The organism is Peribacillus sp. NPDC055009 (assembly GCF_053608705.1).
Map to the genome: position 1 here is coordinate 91,568 of NZ_JBSGVZ010000010.1, position 23,952 is coordinate 115,519.

Annotated in this window: 21 protein-coding genes; 12 read left to right on the forward strand and 9 right to left on the reverse strand. The window is 40.0% G+C overall.

Translation table 11 applies throughout. The annotated features are described in order from the left end of the window. Window positions 1–4: 4 nt before the first annotated feature. Both ACWF5P_RS16330 and ACWF5P_RS16335 read right to left on the reverse strand, forming a co-directional pair. Window positions 5–1,765: a B12-binding domain-containing radical SAM protein gene (locus ACWF5P_RS16330; protein WP_452445088.1), complete on the reverse strand. Its 1,761-nt coding sequence runs from the start codon at window positions 1,763–1,765 to the stop codon at window positions 5–7. 193 nt (window positions 1,766–1,958) lie between these two features. Beyond that, window positions 1,959–2,984: an acyltransferase family protein gene (locus ACWF5P_RS16335; RefSeq protein ID WP_434168991.1), complete on the reverse strand. Its 1,026-nt coding sequence runs from the start codon at window positions 2,982–2,984 to the stop codon at window positions 1,959–1,961. A gap of 272 nt (window positions 2,985–3,256) precedes the next feature. Here ACWF5P_RS16335 and ACWF5P_RS16340 point away from each other — a divergent pair, with 272 nt between their 5' ends. Beyond that, window positions 3,257–5,416, forward strand: coding sequence for a PAS domain S-box protein (locus ACWF5P_RS16340; protein WP_434168992.1), 2,160 nt, complete (start codon window positions 3,257–3,259; stop codon window positions 5,414–5,416). Between the two features lie 609 nt (window positions 5,417–6,025). Then, window positions 6,026–6,265, forward strand: a complete 240-nt coding sequence (locus tag ACWF5P_RS16345) for an aspartyl-phosphate phosphatase Spo0E family protein (protein WP_434168993.1) — start codon at window positions 6,026–6,028, stop codon at window positions 6,263–6,265. 304 nt (window positions 6,266–6,569) lie between these two features. Here ACWF5P_RS16345 and ACWF5P_RS16350 read toward each other — a convergent pair whose 3' ends face one another. From ACWF5P_RS16350 to ACWF5P_RS16360, 3 genes are all read right to left on the reverse strand, one after another. Beyond that, window positions 6,570–7,301 (reverse strand): ZIP family metal transporter, encoded by a 732-nt coding sequence (locus ACWF5P_RS16350; RefSeq protein WP_101224502.1) that lies wholly within the window; start codon window positions 7,299–7,301, stop codon window positions 6,570–6,572. Between the two features lie 113 nt (window positions 7,302–7,414). Continuing rightward, window positions 7,415–8,638, reverse strand: a complete 1,224-nt coding sequence (locus ACWF5P_RS16355; RefSeq protein WP_452445077.1) for an MFS transporter — start codon at window positions 8,636–8,638, stop codon at window positions 7,415–7,417. Window positions 8,639–8,780: 142 nt separating this feature from the next. After that, window positions 8,781–10,274: an ATP-binding protein gene (locus tag ACWF5P_RS16360; RefSeq protein ID WP_452445078.1), complete on the reverse strand. Its 1,494-nt coding sequence runs from the start codon at window positions 10,272–10,274 to the stop codon at window positions 8,781–8,783. Between the two features lie 156 nt (window positions 10,275–10,430). Here ACWF5P_RS16360 and ACWF5P_RS16365 point away from each other — a divergent pair, with 156 nt between their 5' ends. From ACWF5P_RS16365 to ACWF5P_RS16375, 3 genes are all read left to right on the forward strand, one after another. Further along, window positions 10,431–10,868, forward strand: a complete 438-nt coding sequence (locus tag ACWF5P_RS16365; protein ID WP_452445079.1) for a MarR family winged helix-turn-helix transcriptional regulator — start codon at window positions 10,431–10,433, stop codon at window positions 10,866–10,868. Between the two features lie 216 nt (window positions 10,869–11,084). Continuing rightward, a complete protein-coding gene (locus tag ACWF5P_RS16370) occupies window positions 11,085–12,779 on the forward strand; it encodes a M3 family oligoendopeptidase (RefSeq protein WP_452445080.1) in 1,695 nt (564 codons plus the stop codon). Window positions 12,780–13,256: 477 nt separating this feature from the next. Further along, entirely contained in the window at window positions 13,257–14,297 is a 1,041-nt protein-coding gene (locus tag ACWF5P_RS16375; protein ID WP_101224506.1) for a YkvI family membrane protein, read from the forward strand. 52 nt (window positions 14,298–14,349) lie between these two features. Here ACWF5P_RS16375 and ACWF5P_RS16380 read toward each other — a convergent pair whose 3' ends face one another. Then, a complete protein-coding gene (locus tag ACWF5P_RS16380) occupies window positions 14,350–14,964 on the reverse strand; it encodes a hypothetical protein (protein ID WP_452445081.1) in 615 nt (204 codons plus the stop codon). Window positions 14,965–15,153: 189 nt separating this feature from the next. Then, entirely contained in the window at window positions 15,154–15,330 is a 177-nt protein-coding gene (locus tag ACWF5P_RS16385; RefSeq protein ID WP_064505160.1) for a YkvS family protein, read from the reverse strand. A gap of 454 nt (window positions 15,331–15,784) precedes the next feature. Between ACWF5P_RS16385 and ACWF5P_RS16390 the strand changes: the two genes are divergently transcribed. Then, window positions 15,785–15,979 (forward strand): hypothetical protein, encoded by a 195-nt coding sequence (locus ACWF5P_RS16390; protein ID WP_101224508.1) that lies wholly within the window; start codon window positions 15,785–15,787, stop codon window positions 15,977–15,979. Between the two features lie 63 nt (window positions 15,980–16,042). On the opposite strand, the gene ACWF5P_RS16395 is transcribed toward ACWF5P_RS16390, so the two are convergent. Both ACWF5P_RS16395 and ACWF5P_RS16400 read right to left on the reverse strand, forming a co-directional pair. Then, window positions 16,043–16,519: a sigma-70 family RNA polymerase sigma factor gene (locus ACWF5P_RS16395; RefSeq protein WP_434168997.1), complete on the reverse strand. Its 477-nt coding sequence runs from the start codon at window positions 16,517–16,519 to the stop codon at window positions 16,043–16,045. Window positions 16,520–17,371: 852 nt separating this feature from the next. Continuing rightward, complete coding sequence (locus ACWF5P_RS16400; protein WP_434168998.1) at window positions 17,372–18,157, reverse strand: thermonuclease family protein; 786 nt, start codon at window positions 18,155–18,157, stop codon at window positions 17,372–17,374. A 176-nt stretch (window positions 18,158–18,333) separates the two neighbouring features. Between ACWF5P_RS16400 and ACWF5P_RS16405 the strand changes: the two genes are divergently transcribed. The 6 genes from ACWF5P_RS16405 (at window position 18,334) to ACWF5P_RS16430 (ending at window position 23,950) form a co-directional block, all read left to right on the forward strand. Beyond that, window positions 18,334–18,966, forward strand: coding sequence for an ATP-binding cassette domain-containing protein (locus ACWF5P_RS16405; RefSeq protein ID WP_434168999.1), 633 nt, complete (start codon window positions 18,334–18,336; stop codon window positions 18,964–18,966). Beyond that, on the forward strand, window positions 18,966–19,751 hold the full coding sequence (locus tag ACWF5P_RS16410) for an ABC transporter permease (protein WP_230177609.1): 786 nt from the start codon (window positions 18,966–18,968) through the stop codon (window positions 19,749–19,751). The genes ACWF5P_RS16405 and ACWF5P_RS16410 overlap by 1 nt, the downstream gene beginning before the upstream one ends. Window positions 19,752–19,964: 213 nt before the next feature. Then, window positions 19,965–20,231: a phosphocarrier protein HPr gene (locus ACWF5P_RS16415; RefSeq protein WP_034314127.1), complete on the forward strand. Its 267-nt coding sequence runs from the start codon at window positions 19,965–19,967 to the stop codon at window positions 20,229–20,231. Further along, on the forward strand, window positions 20,231–21,949 hold the full coding sequence (ptsP, locus tag ACWF5P_RS16420) for a phosphoenolpyruvate--protein phosphotransferase (RefSeq protein ID WP_434169000.1): 1,719 nt from the start codon (window positions 20,231–20,233) through the stop codon (window positions 21,947–21,949). The genes ACWF5P_RS16415 and ptsP overlap by 1 nt, the downstream gene beginning before the upstream one ends. A 307-nt stretch (window positions 21,950–22,256) precedes the next feature. Then, on the forward strand, window positions 22,257–23,042 hold the full coding sequence (locus ACWF5P_RS16425; RefSeq protein ID WP_434169001.1) for an SDR family oxidoreductase: 786 nt from the start codon (window positions 22,257–22,259) through the stop codon (window positions 23,040–23,042). Between the two features lie 38 nt (window positions 23,043–23,080). Beyond that, on the forward strand, window positions 23,081–23,950 hold the full coding sequence (locus tag ACWF5P_RS16430) for an NAD(P)-binding domain-containing protein (RefSeq protein WP_434169002.1): 870 nt from the start codon (window positions 23,081–23,083) through the stop codon (window positions 23,948–23,950). The last annotated feature ends 2 nt before the right edge of the window (window positions 23,951–23,952 follow it).

Below are 23,952 nucleotides of genomic sequence, written 5' to 3' on the forward strand. Positions count from 1 at the left end.
ATTCTTAAAGTATGATGCTGTCAGATTTTGATTGAGGGAAAATCGTTGATCCCTTACCACTCGGATCAAAATAGGCAAGCATGAACGATGGTTTATCGACGATTGTTCCCTCAGCTAAATACGTTTCCAAATCAAAGGGAAGTGCCTCGAGCAATGTGTGTTTGTGTATTTCCTTTTCATTAAGGGCCAAAGCTGTGAAAGAGGAACCAAGCTGTCCAGGGTTATTCAGAATATCTTCATATATCTCTTTCCGCCCATTTTTATCTAATGAAGCTTCCCACCAAGGTTTACGTGGTTTGTATTTTTGATTGATGAAATAATCCAATTTCATGAGTCCAATAATGTTTTTCAGTTCGGCTGATTCCCGGGAAGCCAAAAACTGCTGTAAACGTCTGAACAAGTCTTCAAGCTGATGTCCGATTCGTGACCACCCTTGTTCATCCCAATAGGTACCGAAATCTTGAAAGAAGTCGAACGGTGATTGAAATACCGTTTGGACAAGATATTCCGTGGTATGGTCCATTCTATGATCGTTCCAGTATTTTTCAAGGACATCTTCAACTTGTTTAATGCGGACAATGTCATCGAAGGATAAAACATTATTCCCCAGGATTTCATAGGGAGCATGTTCGCTGTATATATATTGGTGTTCATCGGCACGTATCCGTAAGCCAGTGCCACGAAGCATCTTTAAGAAACCAAGCTGCATCTCTTCGGGTCTGAGCTCGAAAACATCATTGAAGGTCTTTCTGAAAGAATGATAATCTTCTTCAGGCAAACCTGCAATAAGGTCTAAATGCTGATCAATTTTCTGCCCTTCTTTTACCATGGTTACGGTCCTTGTCAGTTTTTCGAAGTTCTGCCTTCTCATTACTAGATCATTCGTATGATCATTCGTCGACTGTACTCCTATTTCAAAGCGGAACAATCCTGCAGGGGCATTATCATTCAAGAACTGGATAACTTCCGGACGCATGATGTCTGCCGTGATCTCGAATTGGAAAACCACACCGGGAAGATGTTCATCGATTAGGAATTGAAACATTTCCATGGCATAGCTTCGGCTGATATTGAACGTTCTGTCAACGAACTTAATTGTCTTGGCACCATTAGCCATAAGGTACCTGATATCTTCTTTAATCTTTTCTCGATCAAAATACCTGACACCCACTTCAATCGATGAAAGGCAAAATTGGCAGCTGAACGGGCACCCTCGGCTAGTTTCGATATAGGTGACACGTTTAGATAGGTCTCCGCGGTCTTCCTCCAAACGATATGGAGTAGGGAGGGATTTTAAATCAACCTTGCCGTTCTGAGGCTGGATGATTTTTCTCCCATCCTGCCGATACGCAATGCCGCCGACCTTCTTATAGTCATTCGAACCTTCGATTTCAGATAAAAGGGCCTTGAAGGTAACTTCACCTTCGCCAATTACGATGAAATCAGCCCCGGGAATCTGATCAAGCCATTCCCCAACATCATAGGTGACTTCAGGTCCGCCCAGGATGATAACCAATTCTGGATTGATCTTCTTCAGCATGGCTACGACCTTCATTGTTTCCTCGATGTTCCAAATATAGCAGCTGAACCCGATTACGTCAGGTTTTTTGGAATGAAGGTCACCAACTATGTTCATAATCGGATCTTTTATTGTATATTCCGCCAGCTGTACATCATAATCTGGCTTGGCATAAGCTTTTAAATATCGGATGGATAGCGATGTATGGATATATTTTGCATTAAGAGTACTGATTATTATATTCATGTTAAAGGGCGTAAAGTAAACGCCTGACTCCTTTCGTGTACATGTCTTTTTAAGCCAACAAGCACTAACGAGTAATTTTACCATAGCGTGCTTCATTTGAAAAATGAGTTATTGTATTGAAGGGGAATCTTTTCCCTTGAAGGTCGATATGAAATAAAAACGGATAAAGCAGAAAATGCTTCATCCGTTTTATTTAAAAAGCTTGTTTAATATATTCTTTTGTTTTAGTCATGAAACGTTTTGTTTTGGTCGCCTTCAATTCGATGATCGGCTGTGCCATCGTAGCGATCATTTCACTTGATAATAACACCGTAATCAAGAAAGAGAGACCGGCGAGCATGATGAAGCTCTCGGTATTGCTAAAGTATTCCTGTATGGTGCTTTCACGGAAGAACCGAATGAAGAAACCATGCAGCAGATAGACATAAAGGGTTTGTTTACCCCAATTCGTAAAGAAATATTGTCCGCGTGGGATGAATGAAAGGAAGCTGAACACTGAAATTATGCTCAATCCATAAAATCCCAGACGTTTGAACATGGACACGATTGTCGCATCTTCAAGTTCGGCATATGGTTTCGAACCGAGCAGCCATTTATAATTGATATCGGTATTTAAATAAAATCCGATAAAAATCACTAACATGACACTAAGTGAAGCCAAACGAATTTTGGGAGTGAAAAGTTTTTTTAAATGGTCCTTGCTTAAATGGTATCCGATCAAGAACATCGGGAAAAAAACGAATGTCCTGGAAAGACTAAGGTAATTGGAGATATTGTCAATATATCCAATCAATAATGCGATTAAGATGGATAAACCTATGCCTACTGATGGCTTTAGCTTTGAAAAACCAAGCAGCATGATGTTCCAGCAGAATAAACTGATCAAGAACCATAGCGACCATTGGGGATCAAGCAGGTCTACGTTGATGGCAGAACGTTCATATAAAAAATAATAGTAAACGGTATATATCAATTGGAAAATGATGTAGGGTAAAATCAGTTTTTTAGTAATTTTACCTAAATACCCTTTTTGATAAAAACCTTTTGCAAAGAAGCCTGAAACCAGGATAAAGGCAGGCATGTGAAAGGAATAAATAGTTTTATATAAAGCATAAATCGTTTCACTGTCATGTATATACGTATTCAGCAAATGTCCAAAGACGACAAAGGCCATGAGAATGAACTTGGCGTTATCGAAGAAAAAATCACGTTGTTTCATTGTTGCCTCCATTTAATAAATTTTTAAGGTAGCTAGAAAGAAAGCATTGTTATCTCTTATACCCTAAATACCTTGTACGAAATCAATATTTATTAAATTTATTATAAAAATCTTAAATTAAGCTTAACGCGAAGTTTTATAGTATTCAATATACTATCATTTGATATATAGTAAAATTTTGTAATTTTATCGTTTTTCGAAAATACCGAGGAAAATCAAGATGGATGTCGAATAAAGTTTGGTAAGTTGGGGTTTTGATGAGGGGGGTTAATATGAATATCGGTTATGAGAATGAAACGGGATATAAACAGGAAATTATAAAATTGAATAAACAAATCGAAGGGTTTTTGAATATTTTCAATTCAATGTCAGAGCCTTATATTAGGGTTGATGAGGAACTGCGTATCACTTTTGCCAATGATGCCTCATGTGCCCTGCTGGAATCATCGAAAAATCAGCTGGAGTCCATGAAGATAACAGATTTTCTCGATGTCATCCCTTTAAATAATCAGGAAGTGTCAAGTTCCCTAAAAACCTCGAATGAACCTGAAAGGCAAATTATCCAGCTTCATACCGGAGCCCTTAAGCAAATAGAGTTTATGCGTATAGGCGAGCTTTCCGAAGGACAGCAGTTCTATCGTTTGAGGGATGTGACATTGGATGTTTCTTCGTCAAGGGAAACAAGGATGTCAAGGCAGATGTTTTTGGACATTTTTGATACAGCCATAGAAAGTATCGTTCTATTCGACAGTTCAGGAATAATCATGGAAGTGAACCATGCCTTTATCCATGTCATGGGCATCCCGAAAAAAGAGATTGTCGGTAAGAATATGAGGGACCTCATATCCCCTGATTATCGGGGATATTGGGATGAGAGCATACAAAGAGCCTTTTATGAGTCGAACTTCAAAGGAGAGGTAGAGATTAAGGTTGGGGATGAACTGCATCACTTTACTTTTTCCATAAGTTCAACGGTAGGAAATGAATTATATATGTCGGTGCTTCGAAGAATTACAGAATCAAATATAATAGAAAAAAAGTTAGAAACGAGCGAACGGATTTTTGCGGAATTATTCGACCAGTCGATGGATGCGATCATATTCTGGAATGATGATGGAATCATTTTTCGGGTCAATCATTCAGCATGTAAAATATTCGAATCCAGCAGAGAGGATTTGATAGGCAGTTATATCTGGAAATACGTGTACAGCAATAATCACCATTTTGGTCAGATGATGGAAACGTTTGAAAGAGACACCCAAGTTCGGGGTGAGCTGATTTATAAAATGCCTAATAACCAAATTAAATTGCTTGAATTGACTGCCAAAAAACATGAAGGTGACGGGTATAACGTAACGATATTTCGAAATGTCAGTGAGCGCTGGTTGATTGAGAAGGAATTAAGGGATAGTGAGAAGAAGTTCAGGAAGATTTTTGAGGGAACATTAGACGGCTTGATTCTCTGGAATCATGAAGGGTTCACGGATATTAATGAAGCAGGTCAAAAAATATTGGAGATTTCAAAGCGTAAACTGCTTTCTTTATCTGTTAAGGGATTCATCAAAAAAATTCCTGAAAATGCTCCTGTCTTGAACGCTCACATTGAAAATGTTTATAAGCATGAGGTCTACTCATCCATCATTCCAATAACATTCGAAGATGGAAGAGTAAAGCATATTGAATTTTTGACAAGGAAAAATTTATATTCGAACCTGAATTTAAGCATTTTCCGAGATGTGAGTAAAAATCTCGAAATGCAGGAACAGATCAGGAAATCGGATACTTTGAATGTCGTTGGTGAACTGGCGGCCGGAATTGCTCACGAAATCAGGAATCCAATGACAGCCTTAAAAGGTTTTATCCAGTTACTTGAAGATGGTGTCAAGGGGGAGTTTTCCACATATTTTCATGTGATAACATCCGAAATTAAGCGAATCGAATCCATTATCACGGAATTTTTGGTACTGGCAAAGCCGCAGGCACTAAAAATTTTTAAACAGGATGTTCATACAATTTTGAGAGAGACACTAGAATTACTGGCCGCTCAGGCACTGTTGGAAAATATTCAATTCGAGACAGACTTTGAAGAAGAGGAATTTAAGGTTTTATGTGAAGCGAACCAGTTAAAGCAAGTGTTCATTAACATCATCAAAAATGCATTGGAAGTCATGCCGGATGGCGGATCTGTTCAAATTAAAACAAGCCGGTTTTCAGAGAAATACGGCTGCATCTCAATTACCGATAAAGGTATGGGGATTTCAACGGAAATGCTAAAAAAATTGGGCGAACCTTTTTATACGACGAAGGATAGGGGAACCGGACTGGGGCTCATGGTCAGCTATAAAATCATTGAAGAGCACAATGGCTATATAGAGGTGGAAAGCGAAGTGGGAAAAGGGACGAGCTTTCATATTTATTTGCCTTTCGAGTAAAAGATATTTGCGACATTACTGCCGAATAACTGGCTAAGCCTGCTTTGATGTGGCTTGGAAGGCAGTAGGCGGAAAGGGAGCGGATTCTGAGAATAACTAGGACGTTTTTCGTGAAAAAAGGTTCTATCTAATTTATTAAAGGGATTGGAACGGAAAGCGTGTGCCTGGAGTGGACAAATAGTACTTATCCTAAAAAACTGCAGGCAGACTGGCTTTTGTTCGAATTTTCTACAGTCTGGAGAATCCTTTATTGGATTCCTTTTTTTGTTCCATCATTATTATCTTGGAATCACAATTAAGCTCATAAAAAATGTTGTGCTTTCATAAAAGGGAACTGTGCCGAATTAATTAAGCGGAAACTAATAATCCCCTCAAACTGGGTAACTTTCGAATCATTTCTCGGAGCTGGCTTCATATGATTCTTCCTGATCATTATCAGGGTTTTATGGTTAGAAATTTCCGTCATATCCTGTCTGCTGGTGGGTAAAGCTTTATCGCAATTTAAGAAGTTTTGTCTTTTTTTGCGAATCTATTTACATATAAGGCATATTTTGTAATACTTCTTTATTATAATGTAACTTTAAAAGGGCAGGAGTAGTGAATGTTGTTATGAATTCTAGGTGTGCAATGGAAATTTGTTCTGAGATTCGAATGAAGCGTTGGGAAATGATGGAGTTAGCCAAAATGTATGGACTAGGTCATGAGTATACCCTTCGCCAAAGCGAGCAGCTTGATAAACTAATAAATGAGTATTTGATCCTTCAACATCATTCATCGGAAGTGAGAAATAAGCGGGAAGAAATGGTTGTTATAGTGCAGCAGCCCTTTAATGATGACATAACCTATTAAGGGAACTGAATGCGTGCATGACCTTTTAAATTGGCAGGCAGGGAGACAATCCCCTTTTTGCGATTTCTCATGAAGGAACCTTTACGAACATATCATTTAAAACAATTAAAGAAAGACTCATATACACAAGAAATATCTTTGGAATTTTATGGGCTTGGGATATATATCGGGAGAGGTCACCAGAAGGTGTCCTTCATGCATCGGGATTGGTTTAGAGGCCTTATTTTTCTGAATGGATTACACTGATAAATGAAAAGTAAGGGCTGACTCACTTGATGGAGCCAGCCATGGTAGGTGGGGGAAATTACAAAACTTCCAATAAAATTACCATGAACAAAAGGCCGACGATGAAGGAATAGGTTGATGTGCGTTCATTACCATCCCCATGGCTTTCAGGAATCAATTCCTTATAAACGATGAAAAGCATGGCCCCGGCGGCGAAGGCTAGGCCGTATGGAACCAGGAACCCAATGTAAGAGGTTAAATAATAACCCAATAATCCTGTAATTATTTCGATGGTACCGGTTAAGGTTGCTATAAGGAACGCTGTGAGTTTACCAATTTTTTGATTAATTAAAAACAAAGCCACCAGCAAGCCTTCCGGAGCATTTTGCAGGCCGATGGCAAAAGCGATCAAGTTACCTGTATCAGCTGTATCAGACGCATAACTGACCCCGACGGAAAGACCCTCAGGAATATTATGAAGTGTAATGGCAGTGATGATGAGCAAAGCCTTTTCATCGAACTGAATGCCACTTTTCGTATGGCTGAGATCGATATGAGGAATGTTTTTTTCCATGATCGTTAATGTCAATACCCCGAGAAACACTCCAATGACTAGCTGAATATACCCTCCAGTGGCCAGAGACTCCGGGATCAGGCTCAATAACGAAGCAGCCATCATGATTCCAGCGGTGAATGCCAGAAGAGTGTCTCTGAATCGATGTGTGATTGAACCTTGAATGAACAAGATCGGTAACGCACCAAACCCTGTAGACATAGCAGATAGGATGCTGCCTAATAAAACTCCACTCATAAATTTCTCCTTTGTATGGTACTTATCGTTACTTAGTTTAAATTTTTGGGTGAAACAATAATTTATTGTATTTAGACATAAAAAATATGTTCCAGGAAATAACAATTTTGCAGTTACTCTTCTGCATACCATTTTTTCAATGTTTGATCAGTCGGCAGTGACATGCTGATGATTCCCAGCAATGGCAGGAATCCCACTAGCTTAATCATGGATTCGATTCCAATTATATCGGCAATGGCTCCTAATGAAACGGATCCAATGGCACCCATTCCAAAGGCTAACCCTACAGTCAACCCTGCCATCGTTCCGACTTTCCCCGGGACCAATTCCTGTGCGTATATTACAGTGACGGAAAAACTGCTCATTATAATGAATCCCGCCATCAATAATAAGATAAAAGCGGCTGTAGGAGGTATGAATGGTAAAAGTGCTGTTAGTGGCATGCTGGCAGCGAATGAAAAGAAAATGACATTTTTGCGCCCGAATCTATCAGCAAGCGGACCTCCGAAAAACGTACCTACAGCACCAGCGGCCAAAAAGGCAAATAGGAAAAATTGTGCGGATTTTATCGTGAATGAATACTGCTCGATCAAATAAAAACTATAAAAGTTCGTCATGCAAGATACATACCAAGAACGTGCAAAAATAATGAATAATATCAATACCAGGGCTTTTGCCACTTTATGGGACCGCTCTTTATTGATTACTTTCGCAGCAAGCTTTTTAGGCTGGAAGTGAACTAACTTTTGGGAATACCACTTGGCAATATACAGCAATAGGATAACGGCCATTAAGGCAACCAGGGCAAACCAGAGTGCGCCTTTTTGCCCAAAAGGAACAAGTACGATGGCTGTGATGAGCGGGGCAAGTGCCTGCCCGCTATTCCCTCCGACTTGATAAATTGATTGTGCCAGGCCTCTCTTTGATCCGCCTGCCATGTAGGCAACCCTGGAGCCTTCCGGATGGAATATGGCTGACCCTAAGCCCATCAAGATGACTGCACCAAGGATAATGGTATAGTTTGGGGCAAGTGCAAGAATGATGACCCCTATTAAAGTACTGGTCAACCCGATGGGCAATGCATATGGAAATGGCTTTTTATCAGTATAGAACCCAACTGCCGGTTGCAGAAGCGATGAGACGATATTCAGGCAGAATGCAATCATCCCCAGCTGTGTATACGTTAACGACATTGATTTTTCGAGGATTGGGAACATGGCCGGTACGACGGCCTGTAGAGAATCATTCATTAAATGACATATGCCTATGATGATCATGATTTTAAGAGTCATATCCTGTTTTTGCGGTTTTGTTTTAATGGCAGCGATACTTCCCATCTGTTTATTTCCTTCTTCCTGATTGAGATTTTTACCTATTCAATAAATAGATTCAAGAGGCATGCACCGTATGCAGGACATCTTAAAATAAATCGGAATCGTTACTAGTCTTCATAAAAAAATGAAACCCTTCAATGTATTGCTATGAATGTTTTATCAGCGGTAAGCTGATTGTAACGGTTGTACCGATTTGAGGTTTACTTGAAAACTCGATGGTACCGTTAAAAGATTCAATAATTCGTTTACACACAAATAGCCCTAATCCGGTTCCTTCCTTTTTCGATGTATAGAAGGGATCGAACACTTTATCTATATCTTTTTCATTCAGTCCTTGCCCGGTGTCGATGATCATGAGTTTAGCCCATTCATTTTCATGGTGAATTTGAATCTTTAACTTTTTCCCAACTTCCATGGCCTCGAAACCGTTTTTGGCAATGTTAAGAATGACTTGTTTGAGTTGGTCCTTTGTACAATGAACCCGGATCGGCTCCTTTATGATATTCCATTCCACTTCAATATTGAAGTGACGTGCTTCTGATTCTATTATTGGTCTCAATTCAGCAATGATACTGCGAATATCATATAAGGATAAAGTCTGGGCCATTGGCTTCCCTAAAATTAAAAATTCGCTGACGATGCTATTGATCCGTTCAATTTCCTTCATGATGACAGAGTAATAGAACTGATCTTGTTCTTCAGGGTGTTTTTCAACCAATAATTGCACTAGCCCCTTTATGCCGGTAAGTGGGTTTTTTATTTCATGTGCAGTACTGGCAGCTAAAGTACCGACAAAATCCATTTTTTGGCTTTCGTTTAGTAACTTTTGTTTTTTGGTATTCCTGCGAACGATCAGTTCCTCCACGATGATATAGATCATGTGAGTAAAAAAGAAGGTGAAAAAGACAAGCATTAAAAAAACATTCATGTTATTTGTGTTAATCTTATCGGGCACTTTGACCGACAGTGTCCAATCGACTTCGGTCAAAGGGAAATCCACCCATTTTGAATGTCCAGTGAATCCTTCGGCATTCATATCTATAATTCGGGTTTTGTCCTTTGTTTCCAATTTAAAGGTATGACCGGGGTTAAGGATCTTTAATCTTTTTTCCATATGATCCAGTCTGATTTGTGCTAATAAAAATCCTTGCACTTTTCTATCTTGATCCAGAATGGGAGCAAAAATGGAAAAATAATTAAAATCATGGCTATGTAGCTCATTTGTTTCTGCAACAACCGCTTTTTGAGTTTTTAAGGCACGCTCAATATCATTCTGTTCAATTAAATAGTTATGATGGAAATTCTTATTCGTCCCTGAAATGGACACACCGTCGCGATTTAGCCAATACACTCCTGCATACCTGGAATCTGTATCTTTGATCCATTTCAAAAGAAGTTCTGTTTTTTTGTCATCCATATAAAGCATGGAACTGCTAAGGCTAAGCAGCTCAAGGCTTTCCTTCGTTTCACTGATAACTTGATCTATGTATTCTTGATAAACCGTTCCCGCCCATTTAGCTTGTTCCTGTCTTTCTTTTTGAATGGAACGATCTAAATGCATCCAATAAATGATAGAGAGGAAAATTAATGGTAAAATAACAATAAGTAGATATGTGGTGAATTTATGCCTTGTTTTCATGTTTGTCACTACTTTAGCTTTTTTTTCAAGTATATCAAAATGATTGATTAAACAATAGTGCATACTAACAGGGCAGATTGACAAAGAAGTCTTTATGTCATATAATAACTTTTAATTCAAGATATTTTAATTAAAAATTTTTAAGGTTGTGAAGTTATGGAGAATAATAACATCCAACAGTCTTTGAAACTGTTTATCGTGATGTCTAGAGCTCATCGATCCATTAATGATGTAGTAAATAAACATATAGCTGAAGAGGGTTTGAATCCAACAGAGTTTGCAGTACTGGAATTACTTTATCATAAAGGGGATCAGCCTCTTCAGCAAATAGGCGGAAAGATCCTGCTGGCGAGCGGCAGCATTACCTATGTTGTGGATAAACTTGAACAGAAGGAATATCTACAGCGAATTGCATGTAAAGAGGATCGCCGTGTAACCTTTGCAAAAATAACGGATAAAGGAAAGGCCTTCATTGAAGGAGTATTTCCTGAGCATGAAAAAAGAATCGATGATATCATGAGTGTACTTACGCAAGATGAAAAGTCCACCGTGATCGAATTGCTTAAAAAGATTGGGTATTCCGCCCAAAGTTAGCTAAAGAACCAGCACCCGGATTGACAGCAGGTGCTGGTTTTTTTATGTCTGATAAAACCTGAATTTGTTTCGAGGACATAGAGGTTTTTAATAACGCTGTGGCGAATTTTTATATTACGATAACCGTGACAATGATGAATGTGACCTGGATTGGAAACTGTTACTCTGGATTATACAGGAAAAAAATGTTTTTATATCGTGAAAAGGAGCTTACATATGAAATTTAATGAGTATGAATATAAACGTCCTGAAATGGATGAAATTAAAACACGGTTCATGAAAGCTTTGGAAAAGTTTACTGACGCTGCTAATGCCGATGCACAAATAAAAGCCATGGAAGAAATAAATGATATTCGAAATTATGTAGGTACGATGTTTAATTTGGTCTATATACGGCATTCCATTGATACCAATGATAATTTTTATAAAGCGGAGAATGATTATTTAGATGACTTCTCCCCTGAAATGGAAGAGTTAACCTCCAAATTTTACAATGAACTCGTTCGCTCGAAATATCGCAAGGAGCTTGAGTTGAAATGGGGAACTCAACTATTTGACCTGGCAGATGCCCAACTCAAAACTTTTTCGCCCGAAATCATACCACAGCTGCAAAAAGAAAATAAATTATCAAGCGAATATTCACAATTGATTGCCTCTGCAAAAATCCCCTTTGATGGAAAAGAATTAACACTAGCGCAGCTTCAGCCTTTTATGGAGTCCTCGGATCGTGAATTAAGGAAAAATGCAAGTGAGGCATATTACGGTTTCTTTGAAGAAAAGCAGGAGGAATTGGATCGTATATTCGACGACCTTGTCAAGGTGAGGCATGGAATTTCGACAGCGCTCGGTTATGGGAATTTCGTGGAACTTGGGTATTATCGAATGACAAGGACTGATTATGATGCTGAAATGGTTGCTTCATTCCGCAAGCAGGTGAAAGAGGAAGTGGTACCGCTTGTCACCCGGCTGAAGGAACGTCAGCGCGAACGTCTAGGATTGGAGAACCTGAACTATTATGATGAGAATTTCCATTTCAGAACGGGTAATGCCACTCCAAAAGGCGATGCCGGGTGGATCATCGAAAACGGGAAAAAGATGTACAAGGAGCTTTCGCCTGAAACGAATCAGTTTTTCAACTATATGATAGATAATGACCTGATGGACCTTGTGGCGAAGAAAGGAAAAGAGAGCGGAGGCTATTGTACTTTTATAGAAGACTATAAAGCTCCATTCATCTTTTCCAATTTCAACGGAACTTCCGGGGATATAGATGTTTTGACACATGAGGCAGGTCATGCATTCCAAGTGTTTCGCAGCCGTGATCTTGACATTCCTGAGTATTATTGGCCCACATATGAAGCATGTGAAATCCATTCGATGAGCATGGAATTTTTAACTTGGCCATGGATGGAGCTATTTTTCAAGGAAGATACGGAAAAGTATAAGTTTTCCCATTTAAGCGGTGCCCTCATATTCCTTCCGTATGGGGTGGCTGTTGATGAATTTCAGCATTTTGTCTATGAAAATCCTGATGCTTCACCAGTTGAAAGAAAGCAGGCTTGGCGTAAGATCGAGATGGAATATTTGCCGCATCGCGATTATGAAGAAAATGAATTCTTGGAGAATGGCGGGTATTGGCAGCGGCAAAGCCACATTTATCAATCACCTTTTTATTATATCGACTATACATTGGCCCAGATTTGTGCTTTCCAATTCTGGAAAAGGTCGACTGAAAAAGATGAAACGGCTTGGGAGGATTATTTGAATCTGTGCCAACTTGGAGGCAGCAAGTCTTTTCTTGATCTCGTTGAATCTGCGAATCTGAAATCCCCATTTGTTGACGGGACTGTAGAGTCCGTTGTGAAGGTGATAGACGAATGGCTCTCCACTGTAGATGATAAGGCATTATGAAATATCAGGCTTGATGATACGAACTGGATACTTGAAGGAATGGTCTAACTCCGAACCATGATTATAAAAGAAGACTTGGTTATCCTTCATGAACACTTTTTTATATAGAAAGAAACCTTATTATTGGATTGAAGAAATTTTGCGACACACCTGCCGAATTACTGACTAGCCGAGACCCCACAGGCGCCTGCTTTGATGCGGCATGGCAGACAGTCGGCGGCAAAGGGAGCGTATTCCTGAAATCAATTGGAACTTTTATCAATTTGTTTACAGTCTGAACGCTTGGAGATTATTCCAAGCGTTTTTTAAAATCTTTCATACGTTCGGAATGATGATTCACAGTGAAATGCATGAGGAGTTTCAGACTGCACAATGAGAGGAAGTAACCCAGGAAAAAAACAGCCGACGAAAGGAATATTACTCGGCTTGTCTTAAATGTCTCTTCCTTACATATAAATGTAGGGAGGAGGGGAGAGTATGCTGTCAAGGTGGTCAGGGAGTTTTCAGATTGCAGCGGTTTATGTAGGCACAGTCGTCGGTGCAGGATTTGCAACTGGAAAAGAGATTGTCGAGTTTTTTACCCGTTATGGCTTTTATGGTTTTATCGGGATTTTAATAGCAGGTTATATTTTCATTTTCACTGGAACGAAAATCATGCTCATTTCCGCAAGGATCAGAGCATCTTCTTATGAGGAGTTCAATCAATTTCTTTTTGGCAGGAAAATAGCAGGAATTATCAACATCTTCTTCCTTATCATGCTTTTAGGGGTGACAGCTGTCATGATTTCGGGCTCTGGAGCCGTTTTCGAAGAACAACTTGGCGTGTCTAAAAGTATAGGAAGTTGGTCTACGATCATACTGGCATCCTTGGTCCTGATGATGGGCATGCGCGGTGTTTTCACTGTGAACTCGTTTGTTGTACCAATCATGATCTGTTTTAGTTTGATCCTTTTTTTCTCGACTTTGGGTAATGGGGATTTCTTTAAGACCCTTACAAAAGTTCCAGATGAAGTGATCACCGTGAAAATGCTTTTATCACCATTTGCCTATACAGCCTTTAACCTTGCTTTGGCACAGGCTGTGCTGGTTCCGGTTGCTTATGAAGTTCGAGATGAGAAGGTCATTAAACATGGAGCAATCCTTGGAGGGATATTCCTTACGATCATTTTATTGACGGGGCATTTTTCACTTATGACACTTCCTGACGTGAATGGTTATGAAATTCCTTCAGCAGTTATTATGAGAACGGCAGCCAGTCAGTTATATTGGATGTTCATTTTGGTGATTTACGGGGAGATATTCACTTCGGTCATCGGAAACATATATGGATTACAGAGGCAAATCAGCAGTTATATTAAATTGCCAAGCATGCTGATCATAGCGGTGATTTTTTTAATAGCTTTGATCATTAGTGAATTCGGCTATGGAAGGTTACTAGGATATATTTATCCGGTTTTTGGATACATAAGCCTCCTTTTTTTAATTCTGGTCTGGAAAAGCAAGGCGGGGAAGGAGTGATGAAGAACGGGGGGCCTGAACTTAGCCCTCCGCATCAGGGGGGAATCAATGTTCATCCTTTCATCAGCGTCTTAGCCATCTCTAGAAAAGCATCCCGGTAATCTCGATCTTTTTTTGTGAACATAGTTAAGCGGACGGGTGCTTTTTCATCCTTGAGCAATATGGAAGTGATCACATCATCCCCACTTTCCACTTCAAATCCCGTGCCGCCCTCGATTTCAAGTGAAGGATCCCTAATCGTTTCTGAAATGCTTTCCAGCTGGGATTGAACATTTTTTTCCACCTCATCCCAATTGACATCCGACTTCAATAATTCTATTCTCATATAAATGGAGTCATCTTCAGTCAGGAACACAATATCCTTTCCAGGTTCTTCGGCACTTAATCTGAATTGTTGCAAAACATAAAGGCTGAACGGTTGATTATCACTTTTTTTTAAGAACGCTGTTTTTTCCTTTGCTTCCCCGTTAATTGAATATTGCAGGTTTTGCTCCATCAGTCTTATTTTGTTATTGCGATTACCTCCTTGAGAGGTATTGCCTTCGTTCCCCTCTTTTACTGAACCCTCTTGTGGCTCATCTGCATTTTCATCTGTGGTCGTACCGCAGCCAGTCAGCAGAATAGCGGCGAATGTGACACAGCCAATATAACGTGTCCAACGAGTCATTTGTTTCCCTCATCTTTCTGATAGAAATTCCAATCTGAATTTGGATATGTTGCACCACATACAAGTGTTTTGCCCTTTAATGAATTAGACGGAGTAAAATGGAAATGGTTACAAAAAACTGAAGAATCAATTCATACGCTTGCTAAAAAGTAAAAACGGAATGGTATAGAGAAACCATCCCGTTTTGTATTAACCTATGATTTTATAATTTTTATGGTTGACGACGGTTTTCTGTTCAAGTTCCAAATCACGATAATTTTCCATATACGTGACGTCCACGATTACTGAGTTCTCGTTCACTTTCTCGACGATTCCTTTTAAGCCTTCTCTAAATTCAATGATATTTCCAACTTCCGCTTTCTTCATGGTAATCATCCTTTCCCATTTTGTTTCCAATGATCAAAAAGTAACTATGGAGTAATTGGATTATTCGAACATCTTGCCGTTTAGATTTTGACGTGGGAAGTGCCAGTAAGAGAATTAGTTATCTCTCATGTCGGTACAGTAAGCTAAACTTTTAAAGGGAGGTGCGATTCTTGAAATGGACCAGCTGTAATGATATGGCATAATTTGGTATATATTGCAAACGCAGTTATACGTACCAGTATGTAATTCTATGTACAAAATATGCCAATCATTTTACATTATGATATTTTACTATACAGTTTGCACTATTTTAAAGCATACGTAAAGAATAATGTAGCAAGAGGGCCTCAAAAAATTCTGATTTATATTTAGTGGCCTGCTTATGTTAAAATGAAAACGGAATTTCTCCTGTCTGAATATGATGGAACATTTGATAATTAAGGAGGATAATATGATGAATGCAGATGAAGCAAAAGAAGTACTCGATAAACTGGCGAACCGGGAAATGGATGAATTCAGGATAACAAAAGAAGAATTTTTAGCTTTTCGTGAGATTCTTGTTAAAAGGGAAGACTTTAAACATTTTCGGGGGAATGCCCAACATAACGGTGTGATAATTTATACGTATTTAGAAGAAGCGAGAAGTTAATCGATGTAAATAATTTGGGGTGGCTCATGATTGAGCCACCCCAAATTATTTACAATGGAAAAATCACTTGTTCCTTAATTTATTTAAAGCGGACTTTCTCCATGATTTGACGGCTGCTGCAGTGACTTGATAGACCTCAGCGATTTCAGACACTGTTTTATTTTCGAGGTATGTCTGTAAAAGCCAGCGTTGCTGATTCAGTGTCAATCCTTCCGTGTAGGTTAAGATATTATCGATGGCAAAGGCCTCTTCATGCATCGTAAAAGGATCCTTAATCTCTAATATGAAGGAATCAAAGGGTTCAGTGCGGATCTCATATTTATGATGATGCTTTAATTCGTTCAGAATTTTGCCTTTGATTACCGTATAGGCATAGTTGGAGAATTTTCCGTATTCCTCATTGAAATTCCCCAATGACTCCCATAAAGCAATCAAGCCTACTTGAAAATATTCTTCCTTATTTTTATAGATGGAAAGTGAGCGGATAATATGATGGATCATCGGGGTGAATTCCTTCGTTAGTGCTGAGAAATCTTCCATTAAGCAAGTCACCTTTAGAAAGTGCACTTTTCTGTATTCCCGGGTGCTTCTACCATAAATAAAACGATCATATATAGCCAAAATGCGTAACGGAAAAATGGAGGGGGAAAAAGTGGGTTTTAAGGGAGCTGAAAAGAACCTTATTGAAGGGAAAAACTAGATTCAGATAATCTTGAAAAAGGTGACCAAATGAAAAAAACACATCCTGATATTGGATGTGCCGAAACAATTCACTACTATTTTTTTTAGTTTTTCCTCTTCATTCAATGTAAAGCCATACACATGAATGCTCCGTTTGTAGAGAAAAGGGAGCTTGGAAAGGTCTCATTCCGAATTGTGAATATAAAACTTTTTTTGGAGGGGTTGTAAAATTTGGTAGGGCACTCGCTTTTCCCGCAGGAGTCTCACGCCTTCAGTTCCAATCAAATATGTTTTAAAAGATAGAACTCCTTTTGTCTACAAACTGGATAATAACGAAGGTTCGAAAGGCTCTCACCCCGACCATTATTTTAAAGGAAAATAGGTTCCTACTTGTTTCTTTGCTTATTATACATATGATGGAAACTATCTGGATGGAGGCAGGCAGACGGCGGAAAGGGAGCGGATTTCTGAAATCCGCTGGATCTTTTTAAAATAAAAAACTGCAGGCAAACGGATCTTCTTTTAATTTGCCTGCAGTCTGTACATTTAAAGATGTGTAATTTTCCAAATCATCATTTAGTTTTTAAAAATAAGGAAGCGGGGGAGAAAAGCAGTAACGAAATATTTTTGGTTGTATTTCATTTTGTATCACCCCTAAAAAATTCCAAATGCGAGTTCGGAAGCGGGCATATTGATAAACCGTTGAATTTGTTAACTTTGCGATTTTCGGAAACCGGCATCCTGTGCGTCCTGTTCGGTACAAAACATTTCTTCTGGTTTAGTTATTTCGTAATATTGGCCCGAAGGAATGTGATATATTTTATTGCCTTTAGAGTTTATATTCCCTTTAATTTGCGGGTTACTGCAAGATCCAGTCGGATTTTCCACTGTTACTTCTTTTGAATGGGAATCATCAAACCCCTTTGAAGTTGCATAGTTTTCAATAGACCAAATACCGATTTCGTCTCTTTGGGCTTGTTTCTGAGTATCTTCCAATTCTTCAAGATATTTCGTGTTCGGTGCATAAACATAAGCTACCCTTGCCAGTCCTTTTTCCAGCAGGAGTTTATTCACCATTTTGCCATCAACATAAAAATAGGCCAGCAGCCGGCCGTATTTATCCCTTTCACCTATGCCGGTTTCTACTTCCACTTCAGAGCCAGCAGGCATGAGTTCCTTGGCGAACTTGCTTGCTTCAGGTCCAAAAGGCTGAACGGGCTTGGATGGGTGCACGGTTTCTGGAGTATCTACCAAAAGGAGCCTGACCGTTTCTTCATTTCCATTATCCATTTTGATTTTTACTGTATCACCGTCAACAACTTTGATGATCTCGGCTGTGAATGTCTTGCCTTTTTCTTCATTTGAAATTGAATCTTCCTGTTTGGATTGATTAATCTGGTCATCTGATGCTGCCTGGCAGCCAGACAACGTAATCAGGCAAAGTGCAGTCAGGAGAAAAACATTCAGATAAGAATGTAACAAGGAATTTCCGTTCATGATAAGTCCCCCCATTTATTAAGGTGTTTTCCATGTCCGTCATGGATATATTCGGCAGGACTAATACTAACCCATAAAAAAGCGAAAGAAAATGAAAAATTTTACATGCATCGCTACCCCGTATCATGATAGTTTCTTATAATGATATGGTGGAGTAAGGGAGGCAGGCGTGCAAAATGATATTTAGGCTTGAAAATATTAGGTATAAAGGGATTTTGAAAATTGATGATTTGAAAATACCCGCTTGTATGGTTACTTGCTTGACTGGGGAAAGCGGTGCAGGAAAAACCTCACTGCTCCGATTATTGAACAGGATGGATGACCCGGATAGCGGTTCGATCTATTATAAGGATCAGCTGCTGGATAAATTCAACCCGATAGAGCTCCGGCGTAAAGTCACAATGCTTTCTCAGGCACCGTTCACTTTACCTGGTACGATTGAAGAAAATCTTCAGATTGGCCTGGAATTGACGGAACAGGAAAAAAAGGATAAAGCCGAATTGGTTAAAGCACTTGAAACCGTCCAGTTGCAGAAGTCTTTAGACGAGGGGGCGGAGAATCTTTCTGGCGGGGAGAAACAGAGGCTGGCACTGGGGAGGCTACTTTTATTGAAACCCGAGGTGTATTTACTGGATGAGCCGACGTCGGCTCTCGATGAGGAAGCCGAGCTGACGGTCATGAGCCGTTTTTTAGAAGAAGTAAAGCGGGAAAAAGGAACGGTCATCATGATAACCCATTCAAAACAGCTTGCGGACATCTGTGCTGAAAAGAGGATCGTTCTGAAAAAGGCGAAGGAGGGTGACTATTAATGGAGGCGAATGGGATAATAGATATTGAGTTCTGGCGTCTTTGTGCGGCCTACGTGTTTGTAGTAATCCTGCTCATAATCGTGAAATGGCGCGGGATTTCACGGGAAAAGCAAATCGTGCTCGCTACGGTACGGATGACGGTCCAACTCGTTCTCGCCGGTTATGTTTTGACATATATCTTTGAAAATCCCCACCCTTTACTTTCTTTGGGATTTCTATGTGCGATGTCCCTGTTTTCCATCCATAATATTTTTAAGCAAGTGTCCCATACACTTAATAAGAAAATCAAAAGGATGGTTATCCTAAGTATGTTATCAGGTCCCATGGCTGCCTTGTTTTATTTTAATGTGGTCGTGATCCATTTCACCCCATGGTATGAGCCGAGGTATTTCATTCCAATTGCTGGAATGATCGTGGGAAATGCGATGACAGGAGTGACATTGGCGCTTAAAAACCTCCATGATGGGATTAGCAGTAATCGTGAAAAGGTAGAAGCGATGCTGATGCTTGGAGCGACTCCAGCGAGGGCTGTTAAGAAATATGTGGATGCTGCATTCGACTCGGCAGTGCTCCCGACTTTGAACAATATGCTCGGGATGGGGATTATCTTCCTCCCAGGAATGATGACAGGGCAAATCCTGTCGGGGATAAGCCCGCTAATCGCTATTGAGTACCAGATTGCGATACTAATCGGGATTCTCGGAAGTGTTTCATTAACGGTGGTCCTTTTCATTATGCTGAGTTTCAGGGCTTTTTTTACCAAAAATGCACAGCTGTCCATTTAAACATTGAAGAATCTGAAAAGTAATAGTTGCAGTTCCTTCTATATTTTTGTACTATTTTGTAGGTACCAATAGTTTTGGTTTGTTTGTTGGGAATGATAATGCTATCCTGATAAGGAAAAGGGCATTTCTTTTTTTCGTTTCTTTCCTGATGGATGGAGAAAACCCCTTACATAACCTATTTTTGTTAATTTATCTTAAAGGAGATTGATTTATATGGTAGAAAAAACATTTACAGTAACTGCAGAAACAGGAATTCACGCTCGTCCGGCTACATTGCTTGTACAAGCTGCAGGAAAATTTGATTCAGAAATAAACCTTGCTTATAAAGAGAAAAAAGTGAACCTTAAGTCCATTATGGGTGTAATGTCTCTAGGTATTGGCAAAGGGGCGGAAATTACGATTTCTGCTGAAGGAAGCGATGAAAATGATGCACTAAACACACTTGCTGAAACGTTAAACAGAGAAGGATTAGCAGAATAATGTCCACTTTGATTAGTGGAATAGCAGCTTCAAACGGAATAGCCATCGCTAAAGCCTATCGACTGACTGAGCCAGATTTATCGATTGAAAAAAGAAGCATAGAAGATGTCGGGGCTGAAATATCCCGTTTTAAGGAAGCTATTCAAAAGTCAACAAATGAATTGGAGATAATCAGGGATAAAGCCGAAAAAGATCTAGGGGCCGATAAAGCCGCTATCTTTGACGCGCACCTGCTTGTTTTGGCTGATCCGGAACTTATCACTCCAATTCAGGATAAAATACAATCAGAAGGCGTCAACGCTGAGTTTTCCTTAAATGAAACCGCAAGCATGTTCATTACGATGTTTGAACAAATGGATAATGAATACATGAAGGAACGTGCGGCGGATATCCGTGACGTCACGAAACGGGTTCTGTCACATCTTTTAGGTGTTCATATTCCTAATCCGAGCATGATTGCTGAAGAAGTGATCATCATTGCGGAGGATTTGACTCCATCCGATACAGCACAGTTGAATCCGGCATATGTTAAAGGATTTACGACAGATATTGGTGGACGTACATCCCATTCAGCCATAATGGCACGTTCATTGGAAATTCCAGCAGTCGTTGGAGCGAAGTCAGTGACCTCGTCCATTGAAAATGGTGACTTGGTCATAATTGACGGGCTAAAGGGTGAAGTTCACATCAATCCTACTCCTGAACTCGTGAAACGCTACGAAGAGGAGCAGGAAGCCTATGCCATGCAAAAGGCTGAGTGGGCTAAGCTGGTTAATGAAAAAACCGTTACAAATGATGGCCATCATGTGGAATTGGCAGCCAATATTGGTACGCCGAAAGATCTTGAGGGCGTTCATCAAAATGGCGGTGAAGGCATCGGGTTATATCGTACGGAATTTCTTTATATGGGCAGAAATGACTTTCCAAGTGAAGAAGAACAGTTCGAGGCATACAAAGCTGTGCTGGAAGGAATGTCAGGTAAGCCTGTAGTCGTCAGAACGCTTGATATTGGCGGGGACAAGGAGCTGCCATATTTAGAGCTTCCTAAGGAAATGAATCCTTTCCTTGGATACCGTGCTATACGCCTATGCTTAAATGAGCAGGAGATTTTCCGGACTCAGCTCCGTGCCCTGCTTCGTGCAAGCATTTACGGAGATTTGAAAATCATGTTCCCGATGATTGCCACGCTTGCTGAATTCCGCGAAGCTAAAGCCGTTTTGGCTGAAGTTAGGCAGGAATTGCTTGATAATGGTGTTCAAGTTGCCGAAAAAATTGAAGTCGGAATCATGGTTGAAATCCCTTCAACTGCAGTGATGGCGGATATTTTTGCTAAGGAAGTCGATTTCTTCAGCATTGGCACTAATGACTTGATTCAATATACGATGGCCGCTGACCGAATGAATGAGAGAGTATCCTATTTATATCAACCATACAATCCAGCGATTTTACGCCTGGTTAAAATGGTAATAGATGCAGCTCATAAAGAAGGGAAATGGGCCGGAATGTGCGGGGAAATGGCTGGAGATGAAGTGGCCATACCGATATTGATCGGATTGGGCCTTGATGAATTCTCAATGAGTGCCACTTCGATTTTAAAAGCACGTTCTCTAATTAGCCAACTTTCACTTGAAGAGATGAAAAAACTATCTCAGGAAGTTTTAGGGCTGGATACGAATGATAATGTGAAAGAAGCGGTAGTTAACGCTTTGAAGAAATAAATATATCAGGAAAAACGCACCCCATCCACAGAACCTTCGGATGGGGTGCTGTCCTGTAATTCTTGCTTGATTATTTGAGAATAAATGTTTATTGCTTCAAAATGGGGGTAAATAAAAAGCAAGCACAGTTGTTTAGCTCTATTAGGGCAGCTGACATTCTCATTTCCCCCTTTGACGCCGGTTGGGTTATCCAACCGGCTATTTTTTGTAAATAAAAATCACAATAATGATTATTCAGATTTTTCACTTTACGGTTATGACGATATAATGGAATTATGATTTTAAGAAAATGGAGGTTAAATATTATATGGAATTACATTTGGAAAAGAAAAATGCCTTGATTTTAGCTTCAAGTCAAGGTTTGGGGAAGGCTATGGCAGCTGAATTGGTTAAGGAAGGGGCAAATGTCATGCTGGCAAGCCGTGATGGAGAAAAGCTTGCAGCCGTACAAAGGGAATTATCGCAGCTTGGGACGGGGAAAGTTTCTTATAAGGTAACGGATATAACAAAAGCTGAAGATATTAAAAGCCTGGTTGGGCAAACTGCTGAGGAATTCGGCGGTATCGACATTCTTATTAATAACGCCGGAGGTCCTCCAGGGGGTTCATTTACGGATTTCAATGATGAAGAATGGCAACAATCCTTCGAACTTAATTTACTAAGTTTCATCAGGACGATCCGTGAAAGCTTGCCACATTTAAAAAAACAGGGCGGGAAAATCGTTAATATTGCTTCTTCATCCATTAAGGAACCGATTCCAGGATTGATATTATCGAATACATTCCGGACGGCAATCGTTGGATTGTCAAAGACGTTAGCTTCAGAATTAGCACCGGACCGGATTTTGATCAATACAGTCGGTCCAGGAAGAATCGCAACAGACCGCGTTCAGCACCTTGATGAAATGAATGCGGAGAAACATGGCGTCACTCCTGAGGAGGTGACTGAACAATCGATTAACAAAATCCCTCTTGGCCGTTATGGGGAACCCGAGGAATTTGCAAGGTTCGTTACTTTCCTTGTTTCAGGCGCTAATACATATTTAACGGGCCAGTCGTATTTAGTTGACGGAGGAATGATAAAGTCCATTTAAGACTTTTTGAAACAAAATGATTGGGAGGAATCTGCAATATGCAATCGAACAAAGTGATCGGCTTCATAGGTTTAGGAGTTATGGGAAAAAGCATGGCCGCAAATCTTCTTAAGGCGGGATTTGAGGTGTTTGTTTATACAAGGACGAAAGATAAGGCAAGTGAGCTGCTCTCACAGGGAGCGAAGTGGGCATTTGCACCAAAGGAAATTGCGCAGAGAGCCAATGTGATTATTTCCATGGTGGGATACCCTAGTGATGTGGAAGAAATCTATCTGGGGGAAAATGGGCTTATCGAGAACGGGAAACAAGGAACCCATTTAATCGATATGACGACATCCACTCCATCTTTGGCAGTGAAAATTGCAGAAGAAGCCAAGAAAAGGGGCATGGAATCATTGGATGCACCGGTTTCCGGAGGAGATATCGGTGCTCGTGATGCGAAGCTTACGATCATGGTCGGCGGGTCTAGTGAGGCATTTGAAGCTGTCCTGCCCATTTTTGATATCATTGGCAGCAATGTTGTCCATCAAGGCCCGGCTGGCTCAGGACAGCATACGAAAATGTGCAATCAAATCGCCATTGCATCCAATATGATCGGAGTGACTGAAGCGATTTCCTATGCCAAAAAGGCCGGGTTGGATCCGGACCGGGTTTTAAGGAGCATATCATCGGGTTCCGCCGGAAGCTGGTCACTGTCCAATCTTGTGCCGCGAATGGTTGAAGGGGATTTTGAACCTGGTTTTTATATCAAGCACTTTATCAAGGATATGAAGATTGCACTTGATGAAGCGGAAAGAATGGGAATGGACGCTCCTGGATTAAGCCTGAGCAAATCCCTATATGAGGGGCTGGCAGAAGCTGGCGAGGAAAATAGCGGTACACAAGCATTATATAAACATTATAATTAGTG

What these genes read in the sequence shown, in the direction of transcription:
- ACWF5P_RS16355 (WP_452445077.1), bottom strand. Translation starts at nt 8,638, where the DNA reads ATGGGAAGTATCGCTGCCATTAAAACAAAACCGCAAAAACAGGATATG.
- ACWF5P_RS16370 (WP_452445080.1), top strand. Translation starts at nt 11,085, where the DNA reads ATGAAATTTAATGAGTATGAATATAAACGTCCTGAAATGGATGAAATT.
- ACWF5P_RS16380 (WP_452445081.1), bottom strand. Translation starts at nt 14,964, where the DNA reads ATGACTCGTTGGACACGTTATATTGGCTGTGTCACATTCGCCGCTATT.
- ACWF5P_RS16430 (WP_434169002.1), top strand. Translation starts at nt 23,081, where the DNA reads ATGCAATCGAACAAAGTGATCGGCTTCATAGGTTTAGGAGTTATGGGA.
- ACWF5P_RS16410 (WP_230177609.1), top strand. Translation starts at nt 18,966, where the DNA reads ATGGAGGCGAATGGGATAATAGATATTGAGTTCTGGCGTCTTTGTGCG.
- ACWF5P_RS16385 (WP_064505160.1), bottom strand. Translation starts at nt 15,330, where the DNA reads ATGAAGAAAGCGGAAGTTGGAAATATCATTGAATTTAGAGAAGGCTTA.
- ACWF5P_RS16365 (WP_452445079.1), top strand. Translation starts at nt 10,431, where the DNA reads ATGGAGAATAATAACATCCAACAGTCTTTGAAACTGTTTATCGTGATG.
- ACWF5P_RS16360 (WP_452445078.1), bottom strand. Translation starts at nt 10,274, where the DNA reads ATGAAAACAAGGCATAAATTCACCACATATCTACTTATTGTTATTTTA.
- ACWF5P_RS16350 (WP_101224502.1), bottom strand. Translation starts at nt 7,301, where the DNA reads ATGAGTGGAGTTTTATTAGGCAGCATCCTATCTGCTATGTCTACAGGG.
- ptsP (WP_434169000.1), top strand. Translation starts at nt 20,231, where the DNA reads ATGTCCACTTTGATTAGTGGAATAGCAGCTTCAAACGGAATAGCCATC.
- ACWF5P_RS16375 (WP_101224506.1), top strand. Translation starts at nt 13,257, where the DNA reads ATGCTGTCAAGGTGGTCAGGGAGTTTTCAGATTGCAGCGGTTTATGTA.
- ACWF5P_RS16330 (WP_452445088.1), bottom strand. Translation starts at nt 1,765, where the DNA reads ATGAATATAATAATCAGTACTCTTAATGCAAAATATATCCATACATCG.
- ACWF5P_RS16425 (WP_434169001.1), top strand. Translation starts at nt 22,257, where the DNA reads ATGGAATTACATTTGGAAAAGAAAAATGCCTTGATTTTAGCTTCAAGT.
- ACWF5P_RS16415 (WP_034314127.1), top strand. Translation starts at nt 19,965, where the DNA reads ATGGTAGAAAAAACATTTACAGTAACTGCAGAAACAGGAATTCACGCT.
- ACWF5P_RS16345 (WP_434168993.1), top strand. Translation starts at nt 6,026, where the DNA reads ATGAATTCTAGGTGTGCAATGGAAATTTGTTCTGAGATTCGAATGAAG.
- ACWF5P_RS16340 (WP_434168992.1), top strand. Translation starts at nt 3,257, where the DNA reads ATGAATATCGGTTATGAGAATGAAACGGGATATAAACAGGAAATTATA.
- ACWF5P_RS16395 (WP_434168997.1), bottom strand. Translation starts at nt 16,519, where the DNA reads ATGGAAGATTTCTCAGCACTAACGAAGGAATTCACCCCGATGATCCAT.
- ACWF5P_RS16400 (WP_434168998.1), bottom strand. Translation starts at nt 18,157, where the DNA reads ATGAACGGAAATTCCTTGTTACATTCTTATCTGAATGTTTTTCTCCTG.
- ACWF5P_RS16390 (WP_101224508.1), top strand. Translation starts at nt 15,785, where the DNA reads ATGAATGCAGATGAAGCAAAAGAAGTACTCGATAAACTGGCGAACCGG.
- ACWF5P_RS16335 (WP_434168991.1), bottom strand. Translation starts at nt 2,984, where the DNA reads ATGAAACAACGTGATTTTTTCTTCGATAACGCCAAGTTCATTCTCATG.
- ACWF5P_RS16405 (WP_434168999.1), top strand. Translation starts at nt 18,334, where the DNA reads ATGATATTTAGGCTTGAAAATATTAGGTATAAAGGGATTTTGAAAATT.